13 protein-coding genes and 1 pseudogene are annotated in these 25,101 nt (G+C 63.2%); 7 read left to right on the top strand and 7 right to left on the bottom strand.

Annotated features, from left to right (window positions below):
• The first annotated feature begins 34 nt into the window (after positions 1 to 34).
• The 6 genes from AC2FAN_RS14450 to AC2FAN_RS14425 all read left to right on the top strand — a co-directional run bounded on the left by AC2FAN_RS14450 (position 35) and on the right by AC2FAN_RS14425 (position 8,081).
• Positions 35 to 379 (top strand): helix-turn-helix domain-containing protein, encoded by a 345-nt coding sequence (locus AC2FAN_RS14450; protein ID WP_485174940.1) that lies wholly within the window; start codon positions 35 to 37, stop codon positions 377 to 379.
• 283 nt (positions 380 to 662) lie between these two features.
• Positions 663 to 1,076: a hypothetical protein gene (locus AC2FAN_RS14445; RefSeq protein WP_485174938.1), complete on the top strand. Its 414-nt coding sequence runs from the start codon at positions 663 to 665 to the stop codon at positions 1,074 to 1,076.
• Positions 1,077 to 1,591: 515 nt separating this feature from the next.
• Positions 1,592 to 2,872 carry an efflux RND transporter periplasmic adaptor subunit gene (locus AC2FAN_RS14440; protein WP_485174936.1) on the top strand — a complete coding sequence of 427 codons (1,281 nt, stop codon included), beginning with the start codon at positions 1,592 to 1,594 and terminating at the stop codon, positions 2,870 to 2,872.
• Positions 2,873 to 2,883: 11 nt separating this feature from the next.
• Positions 2,884 to 6,147, top strand: coding sequence for an efflux RND transporter permease subunit (locus AC2FAN_RS14435; RefSeq protein WP_485174934.1), 3,264 nt, complete (start codon positions 2,884 to 2,886; stop codon positions 6,145 to 6,147).
• A gap of 399 nt (positions 6,148 to 6,546) precedes the next feature.
• Positions 6,547 to 6,855 (top strand): hypothetical protein, encoded by a 309-nt coding sequence (locus AC2FAN_RS14430; RefSeq protein WP_485174932.1) that lies wholly within the window; start codon positions 6,547 to 6,549, stop codon positions 6,853 to 6,855.
• 506 nt (positions 6,856 to 7,361) lie between these two features.
• Entirely contained in the window at positions 7,362 to 8,081 is a 720-nt protein-coding gene (locus AC2FAN_RS14425) for a response regulator (RefSeq protein WP_485174930.1), read from the top strand.
• Here the strand turns inward: AC2FAN_RS14425 and AC2FAN_RS14420 are convergent.
• From AC2FAN_RS14420 to cax, 7 genes and pseudogenes are all read right to left on the bottom strand, one after another.
• Positions 8,045 to 10,756: an ATP-binding protein gene (locus tag AC2FAN_RS14420; RefSeq protein ID WP_485174928.1), complete on the bottom strand. Its 2,712-nt coding sequence runs from the start codon at positions 10,754 to 10,756 to the stop codon at positions 8,045 to 8,047. The genes AC2FAN_RS14425 and AC2FAN_RS14420 overlap by 37 nt on opposite strands.
• Positions 10,753 to 11,748, bottom strand: coding sequence for an ABC transporter substrate-binding protein (locus AC2FAN_RS14415; RefSeq protein WP_485175244.1), 996 nt, complete (start codon positions 11,746 to 11,748; stop codon positions 10,753 to 10,755). The genes AC2FAN_RS14420 and AC2FAN_RS14415 overlap by 4 nt, the downstream gene beginning before the upstream one ends.
• 112 nt (positions 11,749 to 11,860) lie before the next feature.
• The gene (locus AC2FAN_RS14410; protein ID WP_485174926.1) at positions 11,861 to 19,717 is read right to left on the bottom strand and encodes an autotransporter-associated beta strand repeat-containing protein; all 7,857 of its coding nucleotides are present in this window, start codon (positions 19,715 to 19,717) and stop codon (positions 11,861 to 11,863) included.
• A gap of 1,066 nt (positions 19,718 to 20,783) precedes the next feature.
• Positions 20,784 to 20,912 (bottom strand): annotated as a pseudogene (locus AC2FAN_RS14405) (helix-turn-helix transcriptional regulator); the annotation flags it as partial.
• Positions 20,913 to 21,017: 105 nt separating this feature from the next.
• Positions 21,018 to 21,302, bottom strand: a complete 285-nt coding sequence (locus AC2FAN_RS14400; protein WP_485174925.1) for a BrnA antitoxin family protein — start codon at positions 21,300 to 21,302, stop codon at positions 21,018 to 21,020.
• A 62-nt stretch (positions 21,303 to 21,364) separates the two neighbouring features.
• Entirely contained in the window at positions 21,365 to 21,823 is a 459-nt protein-coding gene (locus tag AC2FAN_RS14395; RefSeq protein WP_485174923.1) for a Ros/MucR family transcriptional regulator, read from the bottom strand.
• A gap of 667 nt (positions 21,824 to 22,490) precedes the next feature.
• Positions 22,491 to 23,585, bottom strand: a complete 1,095-nt coding sequence (gene cax / locus AC2FAN_RS14390; protein ID WP_485174921.1) for a calcium/proton exchanger — start codon at positions 23,583 to 23,585, stop codon at positions 22,491 to 22,493.
• A gap of 411 nt (positions 23,586 to 23,996) precedes the next feature.
• Between cax and AC2FAN_RS14385 the strand changes: the two genes are divergently transcribed.
• Positions 23,997 to 25,049, top strand: coding sequence for an acyltransferase family protein (locus AC2FAN_RS14385; protein ID WP_485174919.1), 1,053 nt, complete (start codon positions 23,997 to 23,999; stop codon positions 25,047 to 25,049).
• The last annotated feature ends 52 nt before the right edge of the window (positions 25,050 to 25,101 follow it).

Raw genomic sequence — 25,101 nt, 5'->3', positions numbered from 1 at the left:
CGGGATCTTTTTTCGCCATTCGGAGTAACGCACGATGAACAGCGAACAGTGCAGACTTGCCCGAAATCTTCTCGGCTGGACGGCAAAAGACCTCAGCCGCAGGACCGGGGCCGGACTAAGAACGATCCTTGAATTCGAGGGCAATAAACGTCGAATTCGGCCAAAAACCAATAAGCTCCTGCGCTCGATTTTCGTTACAAACGGGATAGAATTCCTCGATGATTTGAACGGAATCGGCTTGAGGCGACGGCTTTCCCTCAGCGAATATTCTTCCAGATCTGAAGCCGTCGATCCACCGCGCTTCGGATTCAGTTATTTCTATCGAGTCTCCATCGAATACAGTCGCCAACCGATGGAAGAACTTACGCCTCTGAATTAGATTAACTGCCGTTCGGCAGCCGTCTCGTTATCCTGCAACCGCCACCACCTGCCGCTGTTTCCAGCGGTGCATTCGCGAGTCGGAGTGACATATTCCACCGACGCCGGGCTTTTGTTCAATTATAAAACGGGCAGAAAATGAGCGGCAATAAACGCCGCAGCTTTGGTAGATATAGATCACGCAACGGATAATATCCTCTGCAATTTTCCGCGTGAGCTGCAGGGCGAATATCATGAAGAGATGCCCAATTTCGTTGGATCCAGGAAGAAGGACAATTTGGGCTATGTCGATGTTCTCGATTTATCTTGCCGCCCTGGCGATCAGTGCGGTGATTCCGACACTCGCAGCAGCGCAGAGCCACTCTCATGCGGCCAATGGCGGACAAACCCAGCAGATCGGATCCTATGAGGTCGAACTTGTGGTGAAGGGCTATGAGGCCCGTTTGTATGTCCTCGATGCCAACGAGCGCCCAGCCAAGATCTCCGAATTCAGCGCCAGCGCGGAGGTCCTGATCGAAGACAGCGCGACGAAAAACGTTCAGTTCAGCCCCGGGCAAGGAGATTTTCTGGCCTCGAGCGTTGACTTCCCGTTCCGCGACAAATTCAGGGCCGCCATCACTCTCAAGCACAATGGGATCGAGATAGGAAAGGGTCGGTACAATCTGACCGTGAAAAACGTTGAACGCATCCGCCGGTAACAAATACCGAAAAATGGGTCGCAGAAGGACTCGTTCGGGCTGCGCGGGTCGGATCTACTCCACGATTCTGTTATTCGCCGTTTGCCTGATCGTCGGCCTGGCGTCCCCAGTCTCCGCACGCTTTTCTTGGACACTGCAACCGACACCAGAGGTATCTTTGATTGATGCCAACGATTGCGGCTGTCCACGCAGCAACACACTCGATGCTGTGGCGATGCAGGATGGGCACTGCGGATCTCATACCTCGATCGCTCGTCCCATGATGACCGTTCATTCTGAAGTATACTCCAGATCAATAGCCTTTGCCGCCGGCAATTACTCGTCCAGGCAGGCGCCCCCAGCGGCTCTACCTTTCAAGCCACCGCGCGCCTGACGGAGCAAGAGCCGTTGCCCGGGACGTTGCAGCTGATGATGGGTCCCGCGACGCCCTAGCACCTGAATAGGCGGGAATGTCGGCCGAGGCAGGCACCGTTCACGCCGGTGGAACTCCAAGAGCGCTTTGCTGGAGATAGGTCATGCTTTTGAAACTCACATATGTTGTTGCAGGGGTCGCGGTAGGCGTTTCCGCAGCCAGCATGCAGCCACAGATTTCGGACGCAACCAGATCGGCTCTTGCGGCCGTCGTTCCGTTTTCGAGCCTGGGCAAGGCAAACGAGGCGGAGCCGTTCTCGCCTAAAATGGCGAAGGACGATCGGGCAGAGGTCGAAGGGGGGCACGAGGAAGCGGAAAGCCGCGAAGGTGGACTGAGGCTTACGGCCGAGCAGATTTCTGCCGCGCGGATTCAGGTAGCGAAGACGTCAGGCGGTGGGTTGGTTCGACACCTGAGCGTCCCTGGCACAATTGTTCCTGCAGCAGATCGAATTGGCCGGGTAGCCGCGAAGGTCGTGGGAACGGTCGCCGAAGTGTATAAGCAGCTCGGCGATGAAGTCGCGGCGGGGGAGGCGGTCGCTGCAATCGATAGCCGAGAAGTGGCCGAGGCAAAAAGCGAATATCTCGCCGCAAACGTCAATTTCGATCTTCAGAAGACGCTTTTCGAGCGTGAGCAGTCTCTTTTTCAGAAGAGCATCAGTGCGGAACAGCAGTTTTTGCGGGCGCGGACCGGCTTCGCGGAAGTTCAGCTTCGCGTTGACCTCGCGCGTCAGAAGTTGACTGCGCTTGGAGTGCCCGCGAACGAGATCGCCGGCCTGAACCGACAATCGACGGCTCTGCAGCGATATGAGCTCCGCGCGCCCATTGGGGGGCGGATCGTCGAGCGGTTGGTCAATCTTGGTGCCGCGGTGGGTGGCGAGGGGCAGCCAAAGGAACTCTACGGCATCGCGGAATTGTCGATGCTTTGGGTGGAACTGGCGGTGTCGCCTCGTGATCTGAGGAGCGTGACGGAAGGTCAGGCGATCCAGGTCTCGACGAGCGGCTCGACCGAGCGGGTCTCGGGAAAAATCGTATTCAAGAGCCCGATCCTTAACCAGGAGAGCCGTACGGCTCGAGTTGTCGCCGAGATTCCGAACAAGGCGGCCTTTCTGCAGCCCGGTGCCTTCGTCACAGCCGACATCATCCTGGACGAGCAGAAGGCCGACATACTCGTGCCGAAGGCGGCGCTTCAGACGATCGGCAAAGATCAGGTCGTCTTTGTGCGCGTGCCCAGCGGATTTGAAAAGCGCGAGGTCGTGATCGGCCGAAGCGACGCGCGTTCGAGCGAGATCGTTTTCGGCCTCGATGCTGGCGAAGAGATTGCGGTCATCAATACGTTTACGCTCAAGGCTGAACTCGGCAAGGCCGAGGCATCCCACGCGCACTGAGAGGTTGGCAGATGATCTCTCGGGTTCTTGAGCTGTCGGTTCATCACCGCTGGCTGGTCGTTCTCTTCACCCTCATCGCGGCGGCCATCGGTGGGTACTCCCTCACCCGGCTGCCGGTCGATGCGGTCCCTGACATCACCAACAACCAGGTTCAAATCAACACGGCCGCGGCGGCGCTCTCGCCGTTCGATATCGAAAAGCAGATTACGTTTCCGCTCGAAACCACGCTCGCCGGCATCGCGGGGCTCGAATATACCCGCTCGCTCTCGCGAAACGGCTTCTCGCAGGTGACCGCGGTTTTCAGCCCCAAGACCGACATCTATTTTGCACGCCAGCAGGTCGCTGAGCGCCTCTCCGACATCAAGAGCACCCTGCCTCCGGGCGCCGAATCGAAAATGGGTCCGATCTCGACCGGGCTCGGTGAAATCTACATGTATACGGTTGAATTCGCCGTGAAGGCCGATCGCAAACCGGTCGAGGCAGGACAGCCTGGCTGGCAAATTGACGGCACCTATCTGACGCCGGAAGGGCAACGCCTGGTCAGCGACTTCGAGCGCGCGGCATATTTGCGCACGGTCCAAGATTGGATTGTCATCCCGCAACTTCGAGGGGTGAAAGGTGTCGCGGGCGTCGACTCGATCGGCGGTTACAAGAAGCAGTATCAGGTGCAGCCCGACCCTGCGAAGCTGATCGGTTATGGGCTTTCATTCACGGACATCGCCAACGCTATAGAGACCAACAACCTCAACCGAGGCGCCGGCTATGTCGAGCGTAACGGCGAAGGTTTCGTCGTCCGATCGGCCGGCCGGATCGAACGCAGCGAGGAGATTGGCCTTGTTGTCGTCGCCACCCGTGGTGGGGTGCCGATCCGCGTCCGCGACGTCGCCGACGTCCTGATCGGAAAGGAACTGCGAACCGGCTCGGCCAGCGAGAACGGGCAAGAGGTGGTTGTAGGCACGGCCCTGATGCTCCTCGGTGAGAACAGCCGCATCGTATCGGCTGCCGTGGATGCCAAGATACAGACGATCAACCAGTCCCTACCGCCCGGCATTCATGCCAAGACGGTTCTCGATCGCACCGTGCTCGTCAACGCGACGGTCAAGACGGTTGCACGGAACCTGGCAGAAGGCGCCCTGCTGGTCATTGCGGTGCTCTTCCTGCTTCTGGGCAACATACGAGCAGCGGTTATCACAGCCCTGGTCATCCCCGTCGTGATGCTCATGACGATGACCGGAATGGTGAGCTGGAAGATCAGCGCGAACCTGATGAGCCTCGGCGCCCTCGACTTCGGGCTTATCGTGGACGGCGCCGTCATCATTGCCGAGAACAGTTTGCGACATCTGGCGGATAAGCAGCACAGGCTTGGCCGGCAGCTTCAGCTCCAGGAGCGCTTGAGGACGGTCATCGAATCGGCGGAAGAAATGATCAAGCCCTCGGTCTATGGCCAGGCAATCATCATTCTCGTTTACGTGCCTCTTCTGACCTTCACAGGCGTGGAAGGAAAGATGTTCGAGCCGATGGCCTTGACGGTGATAATCGCGCTTGCCGCGGCTTTCGTCCTTTCTCTTACCTTCGTCCCGGCGATGATCGCGATCGTCATCACCGGCCGGGTGCAGGAGAAGGAGAACGTCATTATCCGTGTACTGAAGGCTGCGTATGCTCCTCTGCTGCGCAGCGCTCTTCGCGCACCGATAGTGGTCATTCTTGGCGCTGTTCTCCTCTTTGCCCTATCCGGGGCTGTTTTTGGTCGCCTCGGGCAGGAATTCATTCCCCAATTGGACGAGAAGAACATCGCAATGCAGGCGTTGCGAATCCCATCGACCTCATTGTCGCAAAGTCAGGAGATGCAATTCGAAGTCGAAAAGGCAATCAACAGCTTCCCTCAGGTCGCCTTTGTGTTTTCCAAGACGGGCACGGCTGAAGTCGCGGCCGATCCCATGCCGCCGAACGCGTCGGACACCTTCATCATCCTGAAGCCGCAGGAGGAATGGCCCGATCCGCGCCTGCCAAAGGCCGATCTGATCAAGGAGATGGAAACCGTCGTCGGAAAAATTCCGGGCAACAATCTCTCCTTCACGCAGCCGATTCAGATGCGTTTCAACGAGCTCTTGGCGGGGACGCGCGGAGATCTCGCAATCAAGGTGTTTGGCGACGAATTCGGCCCCATGCTTGAGGCAGCGAACAAGATCGCGGGAACATTGCGTACGCTTCCCGGCGCCGCGGACGTCAGTGTCGAGCAGGCTGCCGGCTTGCCGTTCCAGGACATCCAGATCGACCGTCGGGAAATCGAAAGGCGCGGTCTGAGCCTGGCCGCGGTCCAGGATGTCATCGGCACGGCGATCGGCGGCCGCGAAGCCGGTATCCTGTTCGAAGGGGATAGGAGGTTCGACGTCGTGGTCCGCCTCCCGGACTCGATCCGCGCCGACCCCGACGCGCTTCTCAACTTGCCGATCCCACTGCCGCAGGCTGGCGGTCAAGGAGTTCCAGGAGCGAGCGTCCCGTTGCGGGATGTTGCCTCTATCACAACCTCGGAAGGCCCAAATCAGATCAGCCGAGAGAACGGCAAACGGCGCGTGGTGGTGTCGGCGAATGTCAGGGGGCGCGACATCGCCTCGCTCGTGGCTGAGGCCCAGACAAGAATTGCCCGGGAGGTGTCGCTTCCTGCCGGCTACTACATTACTTGGGGTGGCCAATTCGAGAACCTCGCAGCGGCACGTCAGCGCCTGATGATCGTGGTGCCCGTCTGCTTCCTGTTGATTTTCCTACTGCTTTTTGGGGCGCTGGGATCTGCGCGCGATGCGATTTTGGTGTTTAGCGCCGTGCCTCTGGCGCTGACCGGCGGTATCTTCGCGCTCTGGCTGAGGGAGATGCCGTTCTCCGTTCCCGCGGCCGTTGGCTTCATCGCTCTCTCCGGCGTCGCGGTCCTGAACGGCCTGGTCATGTTGAGTTTCATCAAGCAACTCGTCGAGGAGGGAATGGCGAAGCACGACGCCATCCGGGCAGGCGCTCTCGTGCGTTTGCGCCCGGTCGTCATGACGGCGCTCGTCGCGGCACTGGGTTTTATCCCGATGGCTTTGGCAACCGGGACCGGAGCCGAGGTTCAAAGGCCGCTTGCGACTGTTGTAATTGGCGGGTTGGCCAGCGCGACCTTGCTGACACTCCTGGTGCTTCCCGCGCTCTACTCGTTGTGCTCGGGGCAAAAGAGCCGCAGCCCATCAGAGCCGGCGCGTGGCGGCGTAGCGACGCTCCAACTCGGGCACCAAACAGCCGAGTAGCTGAAAAACCACCACGCGAGCGCACCAGGGTTTCGGTGCGCTCCTATCAAAACATGAGCGCAAATTGCGGCCCGGCCGCCGGGCGCCCGCCGCACCTATCCATGGGAAGGCCGTGCGCAAAACTAAGCGAACAATACGCTGAGCTTTCTCTGAGAACACGCTCGCCGTCGTGCATATATCTCTACCGAAGAGCGAAGAAAGAGCATCGAAGCCAGAAATATATATTATATATTCACCGCGCACCGCATTCATTAGCCATCAAATATGTATTTCTATAATAATAGAGCAAAATGTCGCATCATGAATAAATGCACATCGCTCCGAACCATTCGACGATAACTTACAACGGGCGATCCATTTAACGGCATCGCATTTGACATGTTAGACTTGGAGATAACTGTGATTCAATCGAAAAACTTTAAGGCGACGATGGCCAGGCGTGCTCGCTCTGCGGCCGCGATCGCGGTGCTGGCGGGGGTGTCGCTTTGCTATCTGGGTTCGACGCCCGCTGCGGCCCGCCAGGCAAGCTGGGAAGAGGAATGCGCCCGACGCGTAGTTGCTCCCGGCAATGGAGAATTGCTGAGGGAAATGAACTGCAGCCGGCAGCGGGATTGCCAGTCGCTTGCCAATCAGCAGGGAAACAAGACCTTCGGTAACGGCTGCTTCGGTGTTTCGCCGTCCAGAACGACAACGGCGGCGAATGAATAGGCCGGCAATACCAGCGGTGATCCTTTGAATCCAAAGGCGTGCCGCACGGCATAAAAGTGCGGCGCGACTTCTGCGGGAAGCGCATCCCAACGCGGCCGAAGTTGCTGCCGAAATAGTCTGGCCGGCACAGCATCCGCAGCTTGGCATCAGCACCAATGCCGACGGCAGCAATGATCGACGCGCTCGCGTGCGACGATGCGAAGATGACGCCGATGATTTTTGGTGAGCCCCCCGCTTCGAGGAAATCCTGGCCTTGATGGAATGATCGAACGAGCGGCGGGCGGAGCACGTTAGCAGGGGCATGCGAAGCGTCCGCCACGCCCTGCCTCTCGGAGAAGGATTCGTATCGGGCAGCTTGCCCAGCTTTCGATCTTTTTCGTGAACAACCGTCCACAGCTGGGCTTTCGATCGCTTGCGGTGCATCGGTCCCTGTTGGATCGTTCGCTCAGCCAGCACCTGAGGCCTGCCCTGGAGGGGCAGCCCTGCTGGCCAAGGAAAACGTACTGATGGATGCCACACTTCGTGAGCGACTTGTCATTGTCGAGGACGATCCCGTCACCCGCGCCGTCATTGCAGGCTATTTCGTCGATCAGGGGTTTCAGGTCCAGGAGGCGGAGACGATTGCCCAGGCACGGCTGACGGTCCGGCGCTTCAAGCCGGAGCTGATCTTCATCGACGTCGTGTTGCCTGACGGGGACGGGTTCGAACTTGCCAGGGAACTTCAATCGGTGTCCGATGCTGGCATCATCTTTGTGACACATCGCGATGCCGACATCGATCGGATCGTCGGGCTCGAACTCGCTGGCGACCACTATGTCAGCAAGCCCGTCGACCTGCGAGATCTTCTCGCCAGAACCCGTTCGCTGCTGCGGCGGCGCAAGATCGAGCGCGACACGGCGCGTCGCAGCACCACTGCCGTCTTCGGCCCCTTCATCATGGATTTGCTGCGCCGCGAACTCGCGACCGTCAATGGCGATCCCATCCGCCTGACGCGAGGCGAGTTCGACTTGCTTGCGGCACTCGTCGAGAGTGATGGCCTCCCCCTGAGCCGCGACTATCTGATCGAGGTCGTCAGCAATCGGTATGGCGATGTCGACGCCCGAAGTGTCGATGCGTTGGTCGCTCGCTTGCGCAGGAAGCTGGCAGACGCAGGAACGTCGGGCGTCATCGTGACCCTCAGCGGGATCGGCTACAAGCTCGGCATGGTTATAGAACGCGACCCCTGAGGGGCTGCTGTGGCAGCTGTCTCGCCCTCGAATGCTGCGAGGGCTTCGAAGGCGTCGCTGCGGGCAAGTTCGAGCGTCTCGACCGCAAGCGCAAGCGCCTCGGGCTCTGCGGCGATGGCGCCGCGTTCGAGGGCAGTAGCCAGGGCGAAGACACGCCCGAGGCCGACTGCCCCCGCTGAACTCGCGAGCTGGTGAGCGAGTCGTCCCAGCTCGGCCCGGTCTGGCGCCGGCAGGGCCGCCCGCATCCCCTTCAGGATTTTCTCGGACACGCTCGCGAAGAGCGACACGAGTTGCCGCGTACGTTCGTTTCCAATCAGCCGGCTCTGTGTCTGGAAGAAGTCTGCATCGACAGGCAGGTCCATCGAGAGGGTCACAGCCGGGCCTTGGCCGCCGTGACTGCCCGAGCGCCCTATCACCTGGAGGACGGCTGCAGAGGTGATCGGCTTGGACAGGATCGTCGTCAGCCCTGCCGCCCGCATTCGCCGCATCGTCTCCGGGGAAACGTCGGCCGTCAGAGCGACGATCCGGGGCTGCGTGATGTCCGGCAGTTCGCGGACGGCCAAAGCGGTTTCGATTCCGTCGATTCCGCTCATATGCATATCGAGCAGCACGAGGTCGAAGGCGCGATTGCGCAGCGTTGCCAGGGCCGCTTCGCCGGAGGCCACGGCCCGCACCTTGTGGCCGGCCTTGCCGACCATGACCCGAGCGACTTCCCGCGTCACAGGGTCATCGTCGACCACGAGAATCCGTTGCGGCTGACCTATCGCCACGTCCCCGGACCGTGCCGCGGCCTTGGCAGCCACCATCGGCAGCTTTATGGCAAAGGTGCTGCCTTGCCCCCTGGCGCTGACGACGGAGATCGAGCCGCCCATCAGCTCCGTCAGCTTGTTGCAGATCGCCAGCCCGAGCCCGACCCCTCCGTTACGCCGGCCCGTTTCCGGGTCGACCTGCACAAAATCCTGGAAGATGCGGCGCTGCATTGCCGGGTCGATGCCTATGCCTGTGTCACGAACCATGAGCGTCAGCTCGGTGCCCTCCCCCGACGACGCGGGCTGCAGCTCGGCGCCGAACTCGATCTCACCCTGCTCGGTGAAGCTGATCGCGTTGCGCAACAGGTTGATCAGGACGCGGTGGATCTTGCCGGGGTCGCCGTGCAGGCGCAGGCCGCTGGGCGGCAGCTGGCGCAGCTTCAGAACAAGGCCCTTTTGCTCGGCCAAGGGACGCATCAGTGCGGCGACCGCAATCAGCAGGGCGCCAAGCTCGAAATCGCGCAGATCCAGGCTTTCGGTTCCTGCTTCCAGCCGGGACAGATCAAGCGTCGCATTGGCCAGATCGACCAGGGCCTCGCCCGAAGTCGCAGCCATGGCGACGAGACGGCGATCGCGCTGGCTCAAGCGGCCACGGTCGAGAAGCTCCAGAACTCCGAGCACCCCCGAAAGCGGCGTGCGGATATCGTGCCCGACCACGGCCAAAAACCGGGATTTTGCCCTCGTGGCTTCCTCCGCCGCCCTTTGCCCGGCAGAAGCAAGCTCCAGCGCCGACTCGAGAGCCGCGGTGCGCTCGGCGACCTTGTCTTCAAGAACGGCGCGGCTCTCCTCGAGGCTTTGAGCCATCAGGTTGAACTGCTCGCCGAGTTCCTGCAGCTCGTCGCCCGTGCGGATGTCGATCCGCTCGTGCAACTGACCTTGACCAATCCGCGCAGCGCCCTCGCCGAGGGCCTTGATCGGGGCGGCGAGTCTCCGGCTCAAGGCGATGCCGGCCAGTACCGCGACAGAAAGCGCGAGGACCAGAAGCGCCAGCGAGCGCAGGAAAGACGCACGGATCGATGCGAAGGCCTCACTCTCCGGCAGGTCGATCACCACGTTCCAGTCGAGATCCGGGACCGCAGCCATGACGGACAGAACTCTCCGGCCCTCGATATCCGTCATCGAAAGTCCAGCAGCCGGCACGCCGGCCGCCTCATGCGCGCTCACCAGCCCGGCGAGATTGGTATTTCGGAGCACGAAGCGCAGATCGGGATGGGCGATCAGCCGTCCGGCGCGCGTGACGATATAAGCGCGACCCGCATCGCCAACCTTGAGCCGGGACACCAGATCACGGATGAAGACGAGGTTGACGGTCGCTCGCGCAACCCAGTTTGGAGCAGATGCTGCTCGCCTGAGCAGTACCATATAGGGTTCTGAACCGCGCCAGAACTGGACATCGCTGTGAAAGCTGCCCTGCGCGAGTGCCGTCTGGAAACCCGGGTCAGCCGACCAGTCGCTGTCGTTACCGGTTCGGTCTCGCGCAAAACGCGAGAGCGAGAGCTGTTCGCGTCCGGCTGGATCGATCTGGCGCAGTTCGAGAATGGCGGGAACCTGCCGCAACAATCTCAGGCCCTCGAGTCGACGTTCCTCAGGCGGGTCGTTGCCTGGACCGCTCCCGGAAACCCAATCAAGCTGGTTCATGATGTCGGCCACGAAGGCGCCGATCCTCTGCGCCGCGGCCTGGGCTTGCTCCTGCTGAACGCGCACCACGAGCGCTTTCTGATCCAGGACAGCGAAGAACGTTGCGATTGCCGTATTGAGCCCGAGCGCGAGGCAGATCGCGACACCGACGAAAACCGCGTATCGACGCGTGAGACCGCCGCGCGGGCGCGCAGACCCATTCTGCCGTGTCGCGTCGGGCTGCGTCACGAAACGATCCGCGCTGCGCGAATCCGTAGCGAAAGCGGCAAGCTCAGCCCCAGAGCTGCAGCAGCCGTTTGGTTGATGACCAGTTCGAAGCTGCGCGAGAACTGCACCGGCAGTTCGGCGACATTCGCACCGCGCAGGATGAGGTCGATATAGGACGCGATCAGTTCGCCGGCCTCCTCGCGCCCGCCGGTATAGGACATCAGCCCGCCCTGCTGCGTGAAAGCGTCGAACGGGTAGATGGCAGGCAGTCCCTGCCGCGCGGCAACAGCTGCGCAATGCGCCGCATTGCGGAATGTGAAGCTGTCGGGCAGGAACACCAGGCTGCCTCCGGAGCCTTGCGTAGCGAAGCTGGCGATCTCGCGTGCGATCGCGGCTGTCTCGCTCACGTGAACTGTTGCGAGACCGAGCCGCTCGCCCGAAATGCCAGCCCGCAAGCGCGCGAGATAGGTCTCGCCCGCAGCCGGCGTGGTGTGAGGATTGAAGACCACGCCGATGCGGCGCGTCGCCGGCGCGATCTCGGTCAGCAGCTCGACCCATTTCTCCGACATGGCCGGATCATTGTTGCTGAACCCCGTGGCGCTGCCGTCCGGACGTTCGAGGGAGCGCACGAAACCGCTCCCGACGGGATCGGACGCTGTGCTGAACAGCACGGGAATGTACCGGGTCTCGGCCAAGACGGCCGCGGTCTCGGCACTGGAACCGACCACGATGATATCGGGCTTTTCTCGGACCGTCTCAGCGGCGGCCCGAGCCAGTTCAGCCTCGCTCGGGCCGGAGAACCGCCAGACCAAGCGCAGGTTGCGGCCCTCAACCCATCCCCGGTCGGCAAGCCGCTTCCGGAGCTCCGTCATCCGGACGCGCAGGACAGGGTGATCGAGTGGCAATCCGGTTACGACCGAAAGCAGCCTTACGGGCTCCGTCGATCGCGCCGGGCGATCAGGGATCGCGAGACCGCATGTTGCCAGGGCAACCAGAAGGGAGCGACGACGCATGCAGCGAACCAGAACGAGGAGGGACGCCAAAGCCGCGCCCCTTGAAGGAAGTTTCGCATGGTCCGCCCTGATGCGTCGAGAGACGACGCCCGGGTTACATAGAGCCCCCGGTTCAGAACCTGACGGCGAGGCTTCCCTTGACGCTCTGCTCGATCGCATCGGCGCTGAACTGGCCACCATAGGTCAGGCTGAGCGTCGCATTGGGTGCGATTGCCAGGTCAAGCCCCGCGTCGAGAACAGCCGCGTTCTTCGCGATCGGGATACCCGCAATGCCGAAAGGGCCGCCGCTGGAGAACGAAAGAATCGACGTGGGCGTGATGTCGCCGAAAGCGTGCCGCCAGGCGAGCGCGCCGCGCAACGCCAGCCCCACGCCATTCACGGTCACATTCGTCGATGCTCTCAGACCCAGCGTCGTGAATGCGGTGCCCATGTCGGAGCTGCGACCGGTCAGTGCCGCCGCCCCGCCCCGTTCCTGGAAGCCGTCGCTCTGCAGGTTGACATAGGCTAGCCCGGCGAAGGGCTCGAAGGCGACGCGGCCGGCATCGATGCGATAACCCAGTTCGCCGAATACCTGCGCCGTCGCAGCGTTGTAGCCGCTGCTCAGCCGGTCCGAGAAACCGCTGAAGGAGACGGTGCGATCGATCGACAGATCGTGCCAGCTATAGGCCGCGCCGGCGCGCAGTCCCAAGGCGCCCCATTGGCCGCCGCCATATAGGCCGAGATGGTAGTTGTCGCTGTTGCCGGAGGAAATCCTGCCCTTCGCTTCGAAGGTCGAACGGCTGTAGCCGCTGTAGAGGCCAACGCGCCAGTTGTCGAAGACGGAGGCATCGGCGCCGAGCAGGAAGCCGCCGCTTGAGCGGGTCAGTTTCGACATGCCACCCTGGGCATCATTGCGGCCCCAGGAGCCTAAACCCTGCCCCCAGACCGCGAAGCTGTCGCTGGGGGTGAGCCGTGGCATCGGCCCGGTGACAGGCGCCGCCAGATCCGCCGTGAAGCCGTAGGTCATGACCGGCTGCTGCGCCGCCGCGACGCTCCCGAACGCCGACCTCAGGCGATCAATCGCCGCTCCGCGGACCACAGTGCTCTCCTCGACCAGGATACCCTGTTCGGAGGCATGCACCTCGCCTGACAGGGCATCGAAGGCCTGGCGGGCCGACGAGGCATCAAGCTTGACGATAGCGTCATAGACGGAATTGCCGGTGCCCAATTGCTCGCCCGCCCTGCCCAGGCTCGTCTGGTTTGGGGTCTGGCCGACGCTGCCGAAGGACACGTCATTGCGCGCGATCGTCAGATAGGTCTGCGCGGCATCATAGCTCAGGCCTGGCGTCAAGAACGCGAAATTGCTCGTCACGGAGGTGAACTGGCCGGAAACGCCGCCCGTCGCGTCGAAGAGCTTGAAACGCGCCGACGGCGGCATCGAGCCTGAGATGGCCGCGATCGCAAGCGTGGCGCCGGACACCGTGATGGTGCCGGTCGAGATGATCTGGTCCGACTGGCCGGCGCCATTCACCTCGACCTGATAGATCGAACCCGGCGCGAAGATCACGTTGCCGTTGACGGTCAGGGTGCCGATCGAGTTCCCCGGGGCGACAATGCCCCCGGCGAGCACGTTCAGTAGACCAACCGTGCCATTGCCGCCCAGCGTCGCGCCGCTTTCCACGGTCACGGCGGAATTGGCGAGCGAACCGTTCACAGCCAGGCGCCCGGCCGCGATCGTGGTGGGACCCGACAACGTGCTGGCGCCGGTCAGGTTGAGCGAGCCTGTGCCCGTTTTGGTGAAGCGGCCATTGCCGTTGATGGCATTGGCGAACTGCGCGTCACTGCTCTGGTCGATCACCAGGGCGGCATTGTTCAGGATCGCGCCGCTGCCGAAGCTGGTCGCGTTGCCGCGTAGCGTGCCGGCGGCGATCGTGGTGCCGCCGGAATAGCTGTTGACGCCGGTCAGGTTGAGCGTGCCGGTACCGGACTGCTTGAGCGCTCCCGTCCCCGAAATCTCACCGGAGAAGGCGAGCAGGTCGGATCGGTTGAAGGCCAGTGTGCCGTTGTTGGCGACATTGCCGCTGATCGCTCCTGTGGAGCCGCCATTGCCGATCTGCAGGGTTCCGGCACTGATCGTGGTGCCGCCGCTATAGCTGTTGGCGCCTGTCAAGATCAGCGTGCCCGCCCCCATCTGGGTCAGAGCGCCCGAGCCGGATATGGCTCCCGAGAAGGTCGCGCTGTCCGAACGATTGAAGGCAATCCTGCTGTTGTTGACGACCGCGCCTGCGATCTCTCCCGTCGTGCCGCCAGCGCCGAGCTGCAACGTGCCGGACGAGATCGTCGTGCCGCCGCTATAGCTGTTCGCGCCGGTCAGGATCAGCGTGCCGGCGCCGAGCTTGGTGAAGCCGCCGGTGCCGCCGAGTGCCTGGCTCAGGGTGAAGCTGTTGGCCGCATTTGCGATGTCGAAGCCACCACCATTGCTGTCCCAGGTCACGGCCCGGCTGGTCGAGGTGAAGCTCGTGCCGGTCACGCGCAGCACGCCGCCATTGAAGACCAGGCCACCGGCAGCCTGGCCGAGATTGTCGTCGGACGAGACCGAGAGCGTGCCGCTGTTCAGCACCGTGTTGCCGGTGTAGCTGTTGGTGCCGCTGAGGACGAGCGTACCGAGATCGGTCTTCACAAGGTCGCTCGCCCCGGTGAGGTTCGACGCGATGGTGGCGACATAGGAAGCTCCGCCCGAGGTGCCGTCGCCGACGCGGATGATCGCCTGGGCGCCGCTGAGAGCAACAGCGCCTCCCTCGATCCTGTAGCCGTCCGCCGCGAACTGCATGCCCGTCGCCGAGACCGCGCCAAAGCCGGTGTCGACCGTGACGATGCCGCCCGTGCCCTGGAACACCACGAAGCCCGGCGCCGGCGCCGCTGGGCCGTTGATGCTGCCGTTCTGGTCGGTCCAGTTGCCGCTCGTCGCGCTCCAGACGCCGGCGCCGCCATCGATCACGCCGTTATTGGCGTTGCCGGCCGCACCGCCATCCCAGAATTTCAAGGTGAGGCCGTTGCTGTTGACGAGGTTGACCTGGCTCGCGACGGCGGTCTGCACAGAGAGATCGCCCGCGGAAACGCCTCCCGGCAGCGTGCCGAGCGTCAGGCCGTTATTCGTCAGCGTGCCGCCATAGTTGAAAAGGCGATAGATGCCGCCGCCGAAGCCGCCGGCATTCGCGACGTTGAGCGTGCCGGCCAGCGTGAGATTGCCGGTCACGTCGACGCGATCGCTGCCGGTCCCTGTCGGGAGATTGGGCTGGCCGAGATCGAAATCGAGCTGCGAACCGGAGGACAATGTCAGCGTGCCGACGCTCAGTACGCCGGTGGTCAGGGTGCCGGGATTGGCGCCTGGAGCGAGGCGCGCGCCGTTGGCGATGGTGACCGCGCCTGCGATCGCGCCCCCGCCGGCCAGCGTCGCGCCGCTCTGGACCGTGACCGCGGTATTGCCGAGCGAGCCGGACACCTCCAGCGTGCCGCCGCTAACCGTGGTCGTGCCAGTATAGGTGCTGGCGCCCGAGAGTTTGGTGACGCCTGTACCGCCGGTGCCGCCGGTCGTCTCGAAACTGCCGGTGCCGCTGATGGCGCCGCTGATCGTGATCGTGTTGTTCTTGTCGATGACGAGCGCACCGGCATTGGCGATGTCGCCGGTGCCAAGCGATCCCTGGGCGCCGCCGCTGCCGACCTTGAGCGTGCCGGCCTCGATCAAGGTGCCGCCGCTATAGGTCATGCCGTCGCCGAGGACCGTCGTGCCGCTGCCGCGCTGGGCGAAGCTGCCGGCGCCGCTGACGGCATTGGGCAGCACATAGCTGTCCGAGCGCTTGACGGCGAATTCGGCTCCGGATCCAACCGTGACCGAGCCCGCGATCGAGCCCTCCGCAAGACCGTTGCCGATCTGCAGAGCGCCGGAATTGACGGTCGTGCCGCCCGTATACGTGTTTGCGCCTGTGAGGATCGTCCGTCCGGAGCCGTTCTGCTCGACTGCGCCGGCACCGACGCCATCGGCGATGACATGGCTGAAAATGTATTCGTTCGTGCGGTTGAAGGCGAGGACGCCGCTATTGCTGACATCGGTCGCAAGCGAGCCCGTCGCGCCGTCATTGCCGAGTTGCAGCGTGCCGGCAGCGATCGTCGTGCTGCCGGTATAGGTATTGTCGCCGGCAAGGGTCAGCCGACCCGCGCCCGTCTTGGTCAGAGAACCCGAGCCGCTGACGAGGCCCGTGAAGGTGGAGTTGGTGGCCTTGCCCGCGCTCAGGGCGCCGCCCGAGCCGAGCTTGACCTCGCCAGCGCCGGAAAGCTCGCCGATGCTCTGCGTGTAGCCGCCGAGGTCGAAAATTGCCCCCGAAGCGACCGAGACATTGCCGCTGTTGTTCAGCCGGCCGTTGCCGCCGAGCAGCAAGGTGCCGGCGGTGATGAAGGTTGGACCGGAATAGGTGTTGGCGCCGGACAGCGTCAGCGTGTTGCCGCCAAGCTTGCGCAGCGCGCCGGAGCCGGAAATCGCGCCGGCGAAGCTGGCGGTGTTCAGATTGTCGAATTCGAGCATGCCGTCATTGGCGATGGCGCCGCTGAGCGAGCCGTCATTCGTGCCGTCATTGCCGACCCGCAGCGTCCCGGCGCTGTTGATGGTCGTGCCACCGGAATAGCTGTTCGTGCCGGTCAGGGTCAGCGTGCCACTGCCGGCCTGGGTCAGCGAGCCGCTGCCGCTGATGACGCCGGCATAGCTCAGATCGTTCGCGCGCTTGAAGCTGAGCGCGCCGTTATTGAGGATGTTGCCGGCGAGCGAGCCGGTCGAGCCATTGTCGCCGACCTGCAGCGCGCCGCCACTGATCGTGGTGCCGCCGGAATGGCTGGCCGCGCCGGTCAGAATGAGCGTGCCGGAGCCATTCTTGGTCAGCGCGCCTGTGCCGGAGACGTCGCCGGCGAAGGTCAGGCTTCCCGTGCGGTCGAAGGCGAGCGTGGCGTTATTGGTGACATTGCCGACGAGCGAGCCGGTACCGCCACCATCGCCGATCTGCAACGTGCCGCCGCCGATCGTCGTGCCGCCCGTGAAGCTGTTGGCGCCGGTCAGCGTGAACGTGCCCGTCCCCGCCTTGGTCAGCGACCCGGCGCCGGCTATCTCGCCGGCAAAATTCGACGAGGCATTGCCGTTGCCGACCGTCAGCGCGCCACCGGTTCCGAGCTGGACAAGACCGGAACCCGCGAACGCACCAACGCCTTGCGCATAGCCGGCCAGATTGAAGGTCGCCCCCGCGTCGACCGTCACGGCGCCATCGCCCAACAGCCGGCCGTGGTTGCCCAGCGCCAGCGTGCCGGCGCTCACGGTCGTGCCACCGCGATAGGTGTTCGCGCCGGTCAGCGTCAGCGTCCCCGCGCCTGTCTTGGTCAGGGTGCCGGCAGGGCCGCTGGTATCGTAGATGGTGCCGCCATAGCTGCTGCTGCCGGTGGTGTTGAAGGTAACGCTGGCAATGTTGAAGATATTCCCGGCGAGGGAACCATCCGTGATGCCGTCGCCGATCTGCAGCGTGCCCCCGCTGACGTTGGTCTCGCCGGTAAAGGTGTTGGTCCCGGTCAGCGTCAGGATGCCGCCGGACGTCTTATACAGGGCGCCTGAGCCCGAAATATTGCCCGCGAAGGTATAATTGTTCGAACGGCTGAAACTGAGATCAGCGTTGTTGACGACATCGCCCACGATGGAGCCCGTGGTTCCGCCATTGCCGATCTGCAGCATGCCGGAGCTGATCGTCGTGCCGCCGCTATAGGTGTTTTCACCCGTCAGAATCTGCAAGCCGCTACCGCTTTTGGTCAGCGAGCCGGCGCCTGAGATGATGCCAGCGAAGGTATTGCCCCCGCCGCCGATCGTCAGCGCACCATTGTTGCCGAGCTTGACCTCGCCGAAGGAACCGGCGAGCCCAGCGATCGTCTGAGCATTGCCATCGAGGTCGAGGACGCTGTTTGACGCGTTGAGCGAGACCACGCCGGTGCTGTTCAGGCTGCCGCCTGTACCGAGTGCCAGCGTGCCGCCATTGATCGTCGTCGCGCCGGTGCTGCCGATCGCGCCGGTCAGGGTCAGGGTGCCGCTGCCCGACTTGGTCAAGCCGCCCGTACCGGTGACCGTGCCGCCATAGCTGACGCTGCCGAAGGTGTTGAAGGCAAGCGTGCCGTTGTTGAGAATGCTGCCGACGATCGAACCGTCGATGGTGCCGTTGCCGAGCTGCAAGGTGCCCGCGGAGATGGTGGTGCCGCCGGTGTAGGTGTTCGCGCCGGTCAGGATCAGCGTCCCCGCGCCGGTCTTGGCCAGGGCGCCTGCGCCTGCAAGACTGGCACCGATCGTGCCGGCCGAGAGGTTGAACGCGGTCGTGGCCGAGATCTTGCCCGTGCCGGTGACGCTGCCGCCGGTCATCGTGAACGTCCCGACACCGAGATTATAGCCCCCGGCAACGTTGACGGTCGCGGTACCGCTATTGGTCAGCGTCCCGATGCCCGCCATGTTGCCGCCGGTCAGCGAGAGTGTGCCGTTGTTCTGGTTGCTGAGGTCGCCGGTGACGGCGACATCGCCGCCCATCACCTTGATCTGCCCGTCATTGTTGATGCCCTGGCCGGCGGACAGCACCGCCGTCCCGGTCGGGCCATTGAAATTGATCGTGCCGCCGCCCTGATTGTTGATCGCGCCGGCATCGATGACGCTGCCGCCCACGCCGACATTGATGATCGCGTTGTTGTTGAGCGTATTGCCGATGCCCTTCAGCGTGGCCCCAGTGCCGATGCTGATCGAACCCCCGGCGTTGTTGATGGTCTGCGCGCTGAGCGTGCGCCCGGCGCCGATCGTGGTCGTGCCGTGATTTGCGAAAGTCGTGATGCCCGTCACGTCGTCGGCGGCTGTCGAGCCCGTAACCGACATGGCGACGCCGCCATTGACCTGGATTGTGTTGTTGAAGACACCCGCCAGCGTCGTGGTGCCGCCGAGCTCGATCGCGCCGATCGAGCTGCCGGCAAGCGCTCTGATGCTGTTGGTGCCACCGGTGATGATGATGGCCGCCGACGCCGCGCCGTTCAGGCCTCCGGCACCGCCCAAGGCGCCACCCGCGATCGTACCGCTATTGATGATCGTCAGGTTCTGCCCGATGATTCCGTAGCCGCCGGCCTGCGGCCGGTAGGGCTGGAAGTTCTGGAAATCGGTACCGCCGCCGCCGCCCTTGATGGTGCCTGTATTCGTAATCGTCAGACCGGCCGAGCCGGTCGCGGTGATGCCATTGCCGCCTCTGCCGCCCACGCCGTTCCCCGAAGGGTCGCTGAACGGATTGATATTTCCATTGGATGAGCCGCCGCCACCGCCGTTGCCGCCGGTGATCGTGCCGGAATTGGTGAGGTTCGCACCGGCTCCCGCGATGACGCCGGACCCGCCGCCGCCGCCGCCACCACCGCCACCATAGGAACCCGGCGGATTTTGATTATAGCCGCCGATACCGCCGCTGCCGCCATTGCCGCCGGTAATGGCGGCAGCATTGTTCAGATCGGTGCCAAGCACCAGACCGGCACCACCGGCGCCACCGCCGCCGCCGCCAGCGCCGGCGATGTAGCCACCGCCGCCGCCACCTGCACCATCCGAGCCGCCACCGCCGCCACCGCGGTTCCCTGATCCTGACGTCGAGCCGCCGCCGCCGGCGCCGGCAGTCGCGCTGCCATCTCCGTAAGCACCGCCTGCTCCGCCGCCGCCCGGGGTGGACCCGTTGGGCGCGCTGGAGCCATTGCCGCCATTGCCTCCGGTGTACTGTGCCAGCGCAGGCTGTTGTGTCGCCGCCACCATGACCGGCATGACCATCGCCGTGCAGGCGAGCAGCACTGCGCGGCGCCTGCGGCTGTGGCGCATTGGTGCGGCAACTCGATCCGTCTGGTTGCCCTCGAGGGCAGGCTCGTCATCCACGCCTGTTCCGGCCAGCCAAACCTGCTGTCTCATCTCGATCTTTACGGTCATGGCGAAGCCCGAATCCCCCAGGCGCCAAGCGCCCTAGTCCGTGATGCGACCCTTATTGCGAGGTCGCTTGCGTGTTCTGAATCAGCGCCTTCGCGGGCGCCTTTGGCCAAAAATCACATCAAATAAGCAGCGAGCGGCGCCGCAGGCGCGGAACGCCGACCAAATGTCCGGAAATCACGGCAGCCTCGCCCGTATGTCCTCGCGAATGAAACCTTCGCTCGGATGAGTATTGTTCGGTACGCCAGGCAAGCAACGTTCCCTCCCCGGGGCTCCGCTACTCCAGCGGAACCTGCATGACCATCGCCGCCGCAGGCGTGAAGCAGGGCTCTGCCGCAGCGGCATCCGGTCTTACCAGAACGTCCGGACAGGGCCAGACGGGTGCGGCCGCGCCATGTGAACGGTCGTTAGCATTTGAACGAATCGATGATTTTCTGCCTGCGAGCCGTTCGTTACCCGCAGTTGGACAGGACATGCTTGAGGCGCGCGGTGTGTGCTGCACCTCACCTGAACCTGCTCATCGAGATATCCCGTTCCGCGCCTGGGCGGTTGGTCCCGGCATTTAATGGAGCGGACTGAGCTTGAATCGTTCGGGCTCGGTTGTCTCTGCTTTGCAGATGAACTCTTGGGGTGGAGGAAATCACCGGGCCCGCCGCCGAATTCTTCGACGCGCCGAGGACGTTCATCGCAGCACGGTGCGGTTGGCTGCAGCCGAGAAGGGATCGCGGAATTGACGGCTGCCGACGAACGCACAGCCACCAGGCAGAACGAGGCGGCTATCGACCCGGTTCAGAATTTCATTGTGCCCGCGGCCTCGGTTTGCAGAGCGCCACAACCGGACATTGGCTCTTGCCCAAAACCGGTCATTGGTGGGCTGTGAAGCGAAGGTCGGCTAACAATCCCAAATTGCGGAAGAGGCAGACACCTGCCTCTTCCAGCGTCAATTCGCGAGACTTGCGGTTCCAACGTCCGCTTGGGTAGTTGCCATCTCGTCTTAACACGTCGTTTTCAACGCTCGAATGTATCGATCCCGGCGAGGAAACCAACGAGCTCAGCCTGGCGGCATGCCCGATTTCTGAAGTATCGGCCGGATTTGCGACCTGACGGTCTCAACGGATACGCCGCATGTCCTGGCGATCTCGGCCGCGCTCTGTCCCGATGTCAGCAGGCGCGTGACGCGTGCCTCGCCCGGCGCGAGATCGAAGAGAGCATGTCGGGATCGAGGTCGCCGCTTCGGCCGTCGCCGATGGCCTACTGAATGGGATCCCCTTTCGCCATTGCCGCACTAGCCGTCGTTCGAAGAGTTCAGCTCGTCGGGCATGACCGCTTCATCTCCACCGATGCCAGCGGCCTGCCGCAGCGCGTTGTTGATACGATACTGCCAGCCTGGTCCGCCACTCTGAAAATGGTCAAGCACACTGCGATCGATCCGGAGCGAAACGAGTTCTTTCGCTCCGGGAACGCTCGGCCGCGTGTCGGCAGGCGTCGGTGCTTTCGGCGCGGCGGGCTTGAACAGCGCCTCGGCCTTGTCCCGGGCGCTGGTGGGCCTGCGAGTTCTGTCGCTGTTCATGGAGCCTCTTTGTCGTTGGTCGCCGTGTCGGCCGGTGTCGCTCTATCGAGCAAGCGTCTCGGTCAGGCCTTGGCCTTCACACGCCGTGGGCTCTTGGCAATTGGAGCCTTGCCGAGAGCGGTCGCAGCCTTCCGACCAAGACCCATCGACTTGGCCAAGGCGGAGCGCGCTTCGGCATAGTTGGGTGCCACCATCGGGTAATCGGAAGGCAGGCCCCATTTCGCTCGGTACTGGTCAGGCGTCATATCGTACTTGCTGCTGAGATGGCGCTTCAGCGATTTGAACGCCTTGCCGTCCTCGAGGCAGATGATCGCATCCGGGGTAACCGACTTCCTGATCGAAACGGCTGGGACAAGCGGCTGGGCAGCAGGCGCGGCAGCTTCAGCTCCCAAGCCAGCCAGTGCTGCATGAGTCTTCGCGATAAGCTCGGGCAGATCGGCGCGGGTGACATTGTTATGTGCCACGTAGGCCGCAACGACCATCGCTGACAGATCGATAAGCTGGTTGTTGTCTTCAGACATTGGTCTTTGTGATCCCAGGAGATGATCGGAATGGATGGCGACGCAGACGTTGTCCTCGCCGAGGTTGGGGGTGAGCTAGCCGCTACGCCGAGCGGCTCGCAACAATTTTCGGGGCTGCCTCTGAATATATCATACTGAGCTAGAAGCCTGCAGCCTGTCGATTTCTTCCAATCGCCCGCGAAATAAGTGGCACTCGTCAGTGCCACGGGCGTGCCCCGGGGCACTGCGCGCAGCGCTCGCGAGACGGCAAGTAAGGCCGACTACGCGTCGACAGGTCATCATCCAGTTTGGCTGAAGTCAGCACGATTTGCGCCAGAAGCGATAGTTGGGCCACTGCCCGAAAGCGGACGTGCCCCATGTTAGGGGGAACGTCCATTCCCGACCCATAGCAGAGATTGCACAGCTCTGCTTTCGGGCTCCAACAATTCCGTAAGCCAGCGCCCAAACAAGAACTTCCGGAATATGTGCCGCTATCAAGAAAGATACGGTAGCAATCATAACGACTATCAATGGGAGCGTGTGGCGATAATTTGCGTTGGCGACAGTGATTCTCGCCGCTACATGACAGTAGCGATCAAAAAAACGCATGGAGGGCGATATTGCACGCGCTGACTAAAGCGCCCACAAGAACCTGGCGAAGCATCGAGAACGCTTCGGCGGGGGGCGATCACACGACCGGAGGCGGCAACAGGTAAAGGGTGATCGCGAAGATCAGGTACACCAACAGCAGGAGCACTCCGACAAACCAGGCCGAGCGTCCGCTGTTGGTCACCAGGGACACGGTCATGGTCGCGATGATCATCATGATGACGACACCCGGCCAGAACTGCAGGCTCATCGGCGCCGGCCCGATGACATAACTGAGCAGAACCAGCACTGGCGCGACGAAAAGCGCGATCTGAGCCGCGCTCCCCAGCGCGATGCCCACGCTGAGATCCAACCGGTCTTTGCGCGCGCCGGAAAACGCCGAGGCCATCTCCGCTGCGCCCCCCACCAGCGCCACGATGACGAAGCCCACAAATGCCTGGCTCATCCCGAACGATAACGCCGCCTGTTGAACCGACTCGACGAAGACCTCGCTCACCAGCGCGACCAATACCGTGACTGCGGCCAGCGTGGTCAGAGCCAACCCCATCGGCCACGGCACCTCGCCGGCTTCCGCGTGTTCCACCCCGCCGAAGAGTTCACGATGTGTCTTGAGCGAGAACAAGAGGCCCAATCCGTAGGCCGCAATGAGCAACACAGATAGACACACGCTCAATTTCGCGGTGAAGACGGACCCCGCCGTGGAATCGGCTCCAGAGACCGCCGACGGAACGAGCAACGCGACCGTTGCCAGAAAAAGCAAGCACGCCTGGAGGCGGGCGCTGCCCCGATTGTATTCCTGCACATGGTGCTTGAGTCCACCGAGCAGAAACGACGCCCCCAGCATGAACAACGTATTGGTGACAATGGCTCCCGCGATGGATGCCTTGACCAGCGCGTATTGCCCGGCACGCAACGCGGCCAGTGCGATGATAAGCTCAGTCAAGTTTCCCAGAGTGGCGTTGAGCAGTCCTCCGACCGTATCACCGGTCTTGGCCGCTACGGATTCGGTGGCGTGGCTCAGAAGGACAGCCAGCGGCACTATTGCCAGGACGGACAGGATGAAAAGCAGAGTATGAGCTTCAGGCTTGAGCTTCTGCGCGGCAAATACGACCGGTACGATGGCTAAAAGCCAGAGTATGGGATTATGACGAATTTCTTTTAGCAAGAGGTTCATAGGGGCCACCTTGCAAGTAACGGTGCGGTTGATATCGCCCGACCAGATTGGCAGAACAGGATATGCGAATAGGAGAGTCAAGTTTCTTGAACAGACACACGCGCAAAGCACAGCTCCTCCCGTTAGGAGAGCAAAGATCATCGAGCGCGATCGGCCGCTGAACCCCTTGCATGGAGCTGGCCGCACGCCGGCTGTCACCCATCGCGGCCCCCCGGCGCTGGCGCCGCACCGCCTCTTGAATCCGCATCGGGCACCGCGCGCCCCGGCCACGCAAGGCGCGGACAGGGCCCGAGTTCGACCGTGACGCTCGCCCCCTTGCTGAAAGCTTACCGGCGACCGATCCTGTCCGACGGCGATCCTAACCCGGTGCTAAGCCGAGTATGCGAGGCTCCGGTCGGAGGAATCGGCATCATGGCTGAAACGACTGCACCAGCTCATCGCCCGGCCGCGCGCATCGGCTGGGTCGATACGGGCAAGGGCATCTGCATCATCCTGGTCGTGCTGATGCATGTGGCCGGCGGACTCGAACTCACCGACGGGGAAGGCAGCTGGATCGATCCGCTGATCGCCTGGGCGAAACAGTTCCGCATGCCCGGGCTGTTCCTACTCTCGGGGCTGTTCGTACCGCGCCTCGTCGGCCTCGGCTGGAGCGCCTTCCTCGATCGCAAGGTCGTGCCGCTCGCCTATTTCTACCTGCTCTGGTTCAGCATCAACCTGCTGATGCGCGTTCCGCCCTGGGGCGAAGCCGGCCTCACCGGCTTCGCCCAGAACTATGCGCTCGGCCTCGTCGACCCCTTCGGCGTGCTCTGGTTCATCTATCTGCTCACCATCTTCTTCGTCGTCGCCAAGGCGGTTTGGCCCTGGCGCCGTGCCGCGCTGGCCGCCGCCGCGCTGCTGGCCCTCGCCCCGCTGAGCACCGGCTGGATGGTGCCCGACCAGTTCACCGCCTATTTCGTCTTCTTCCTCGCGGGGGCAGTGTTCTCCGCCGGGATTCGCGCCGCCGCCGATCGGTCTGCTGCTCATCGCAGCAGAACCCTCCTGCTCTGGGGCGGCTGGTTTGCGCTCAGCGCGCTGGCGACGCCCTTCCTCGGCCACGACATCCTGACGGCCGCGCCGGGGGTGCATCTGCTGCTGGGCATCGCCGGAGTGGTCGGCATCCTGCTCGGCTCGGTGCTGCTGGCCGGGCACCTGCCCTGGCTCGACTATTGCGGGCGCAACTCGCTGCCGATCTACCTCGCCTTCTTCCTGCCGATGGCGGCCGGACGGATGGTGCTGCTGCGCTCCGGCGTTCAGCTCGATCTCGGTGTCGCCGCGCTGCTGCTGACGGCGGTCTCCGTTGCCGTGCCGCTGCTGCTGCATCGGCTGGTCAGGCACACGCCGCTATCCTTCCTCTTCGCGCGGCCGGCCTGGCTCGGCACCCGCGCCCACGCCGCAGGCCAGCGGGAACTCGGCTCGTCGATCTGAGCGGCCGACCGTCACTGCCACTGCGTATGCGGGTGTTCAGAACGCATGACGC

The organism is Allobosea sp. RIT-PG3_2, from assembly GCF_057321085.1.
This window is presented reverse-complemented; position numbering and strand designations above follow the sequence as displayed.

Bases quoted from the DNA above. Each gene is read 5' to 3' on its own strand.
- AC2FAN_RS14435 (WP_485174934.1), top strand. From the start codon at position 2,884: ATGATCTCTCGGGTTCTTGAGCTGTCGGTTCATCACCGCTGGCTGGTC.
- AC2FAN_RS14450 (WP_485174940.1), top strand. From the start codon at position 35: ATGAACAGCGAACAGTGCAGACTTGCCCGAAATCTTCTCGGCTGGACG.
- AC2FAN_RS14415 (WP_485175244.1), bottom strand. From the start codon at position 11,748: ATGCGTCGTCGCTCCCTTCTGGTTGCCCTGGCAACATGCGGTCTCGCG.
- AC2FAN_RS14395 (WP_485174923.1), bottom strand. From the start codon at position 21,823: ATGTCTGAAGACAACAACCAGCTTATCGATCTGTCAGCGATGGTCGTT.
- cax (WP_485174921.1), bottom strand. From the start codon at position 23,585: ATGAACCTCTTGCTAAAAGAAATTCGTCATAATCCCATACTCTGGCTT.
- AC2FAN_RS14425 (WP_485174930.1), top strand. From the start codon at position 7,362: ATGGATGCCACACTTCGTGAGCGACTTGTCATTGTCGAGGACGATCCC.
- AC2FAN_RS14400 (WP_485174925.1), bottom strand. From the start codon at position 21,302: ATGAACAGCGACAGAACTCGCAGGCCCACCAGCGCCCGGGACAAGGCC.
- AC2FAN_RS14410 (WP_485174926.1), bottom strand. From the start codon at position 19,717: ATGAGACAGCAGGTTTGGCTGGCCGGAACAGGCGTGGATGACGAGCCT.
- AC2FAN_RS14385 (WP_485174919.1), top strand. From the start codon at position 23,997: ATGGCTGAAACGACTGCACCAGCTCATCGCCCGGCCGCGCGCATCGGC.
- AC2FAN_RS14445 (WP_485174938.1), top strand. From the start codon at position 663: ATGTCGATGTTCTCGATTTATCTTGCCGCCCTGGCGATCAGTGCGGTG.
- AC2FAN_RS14440 (WP_485174936.1), top strand. From the start codon at position 1,592: ATGCTTTTGAAACTCACATATGTTGTTGCAGGGGTCGCGGTAGGCGTT.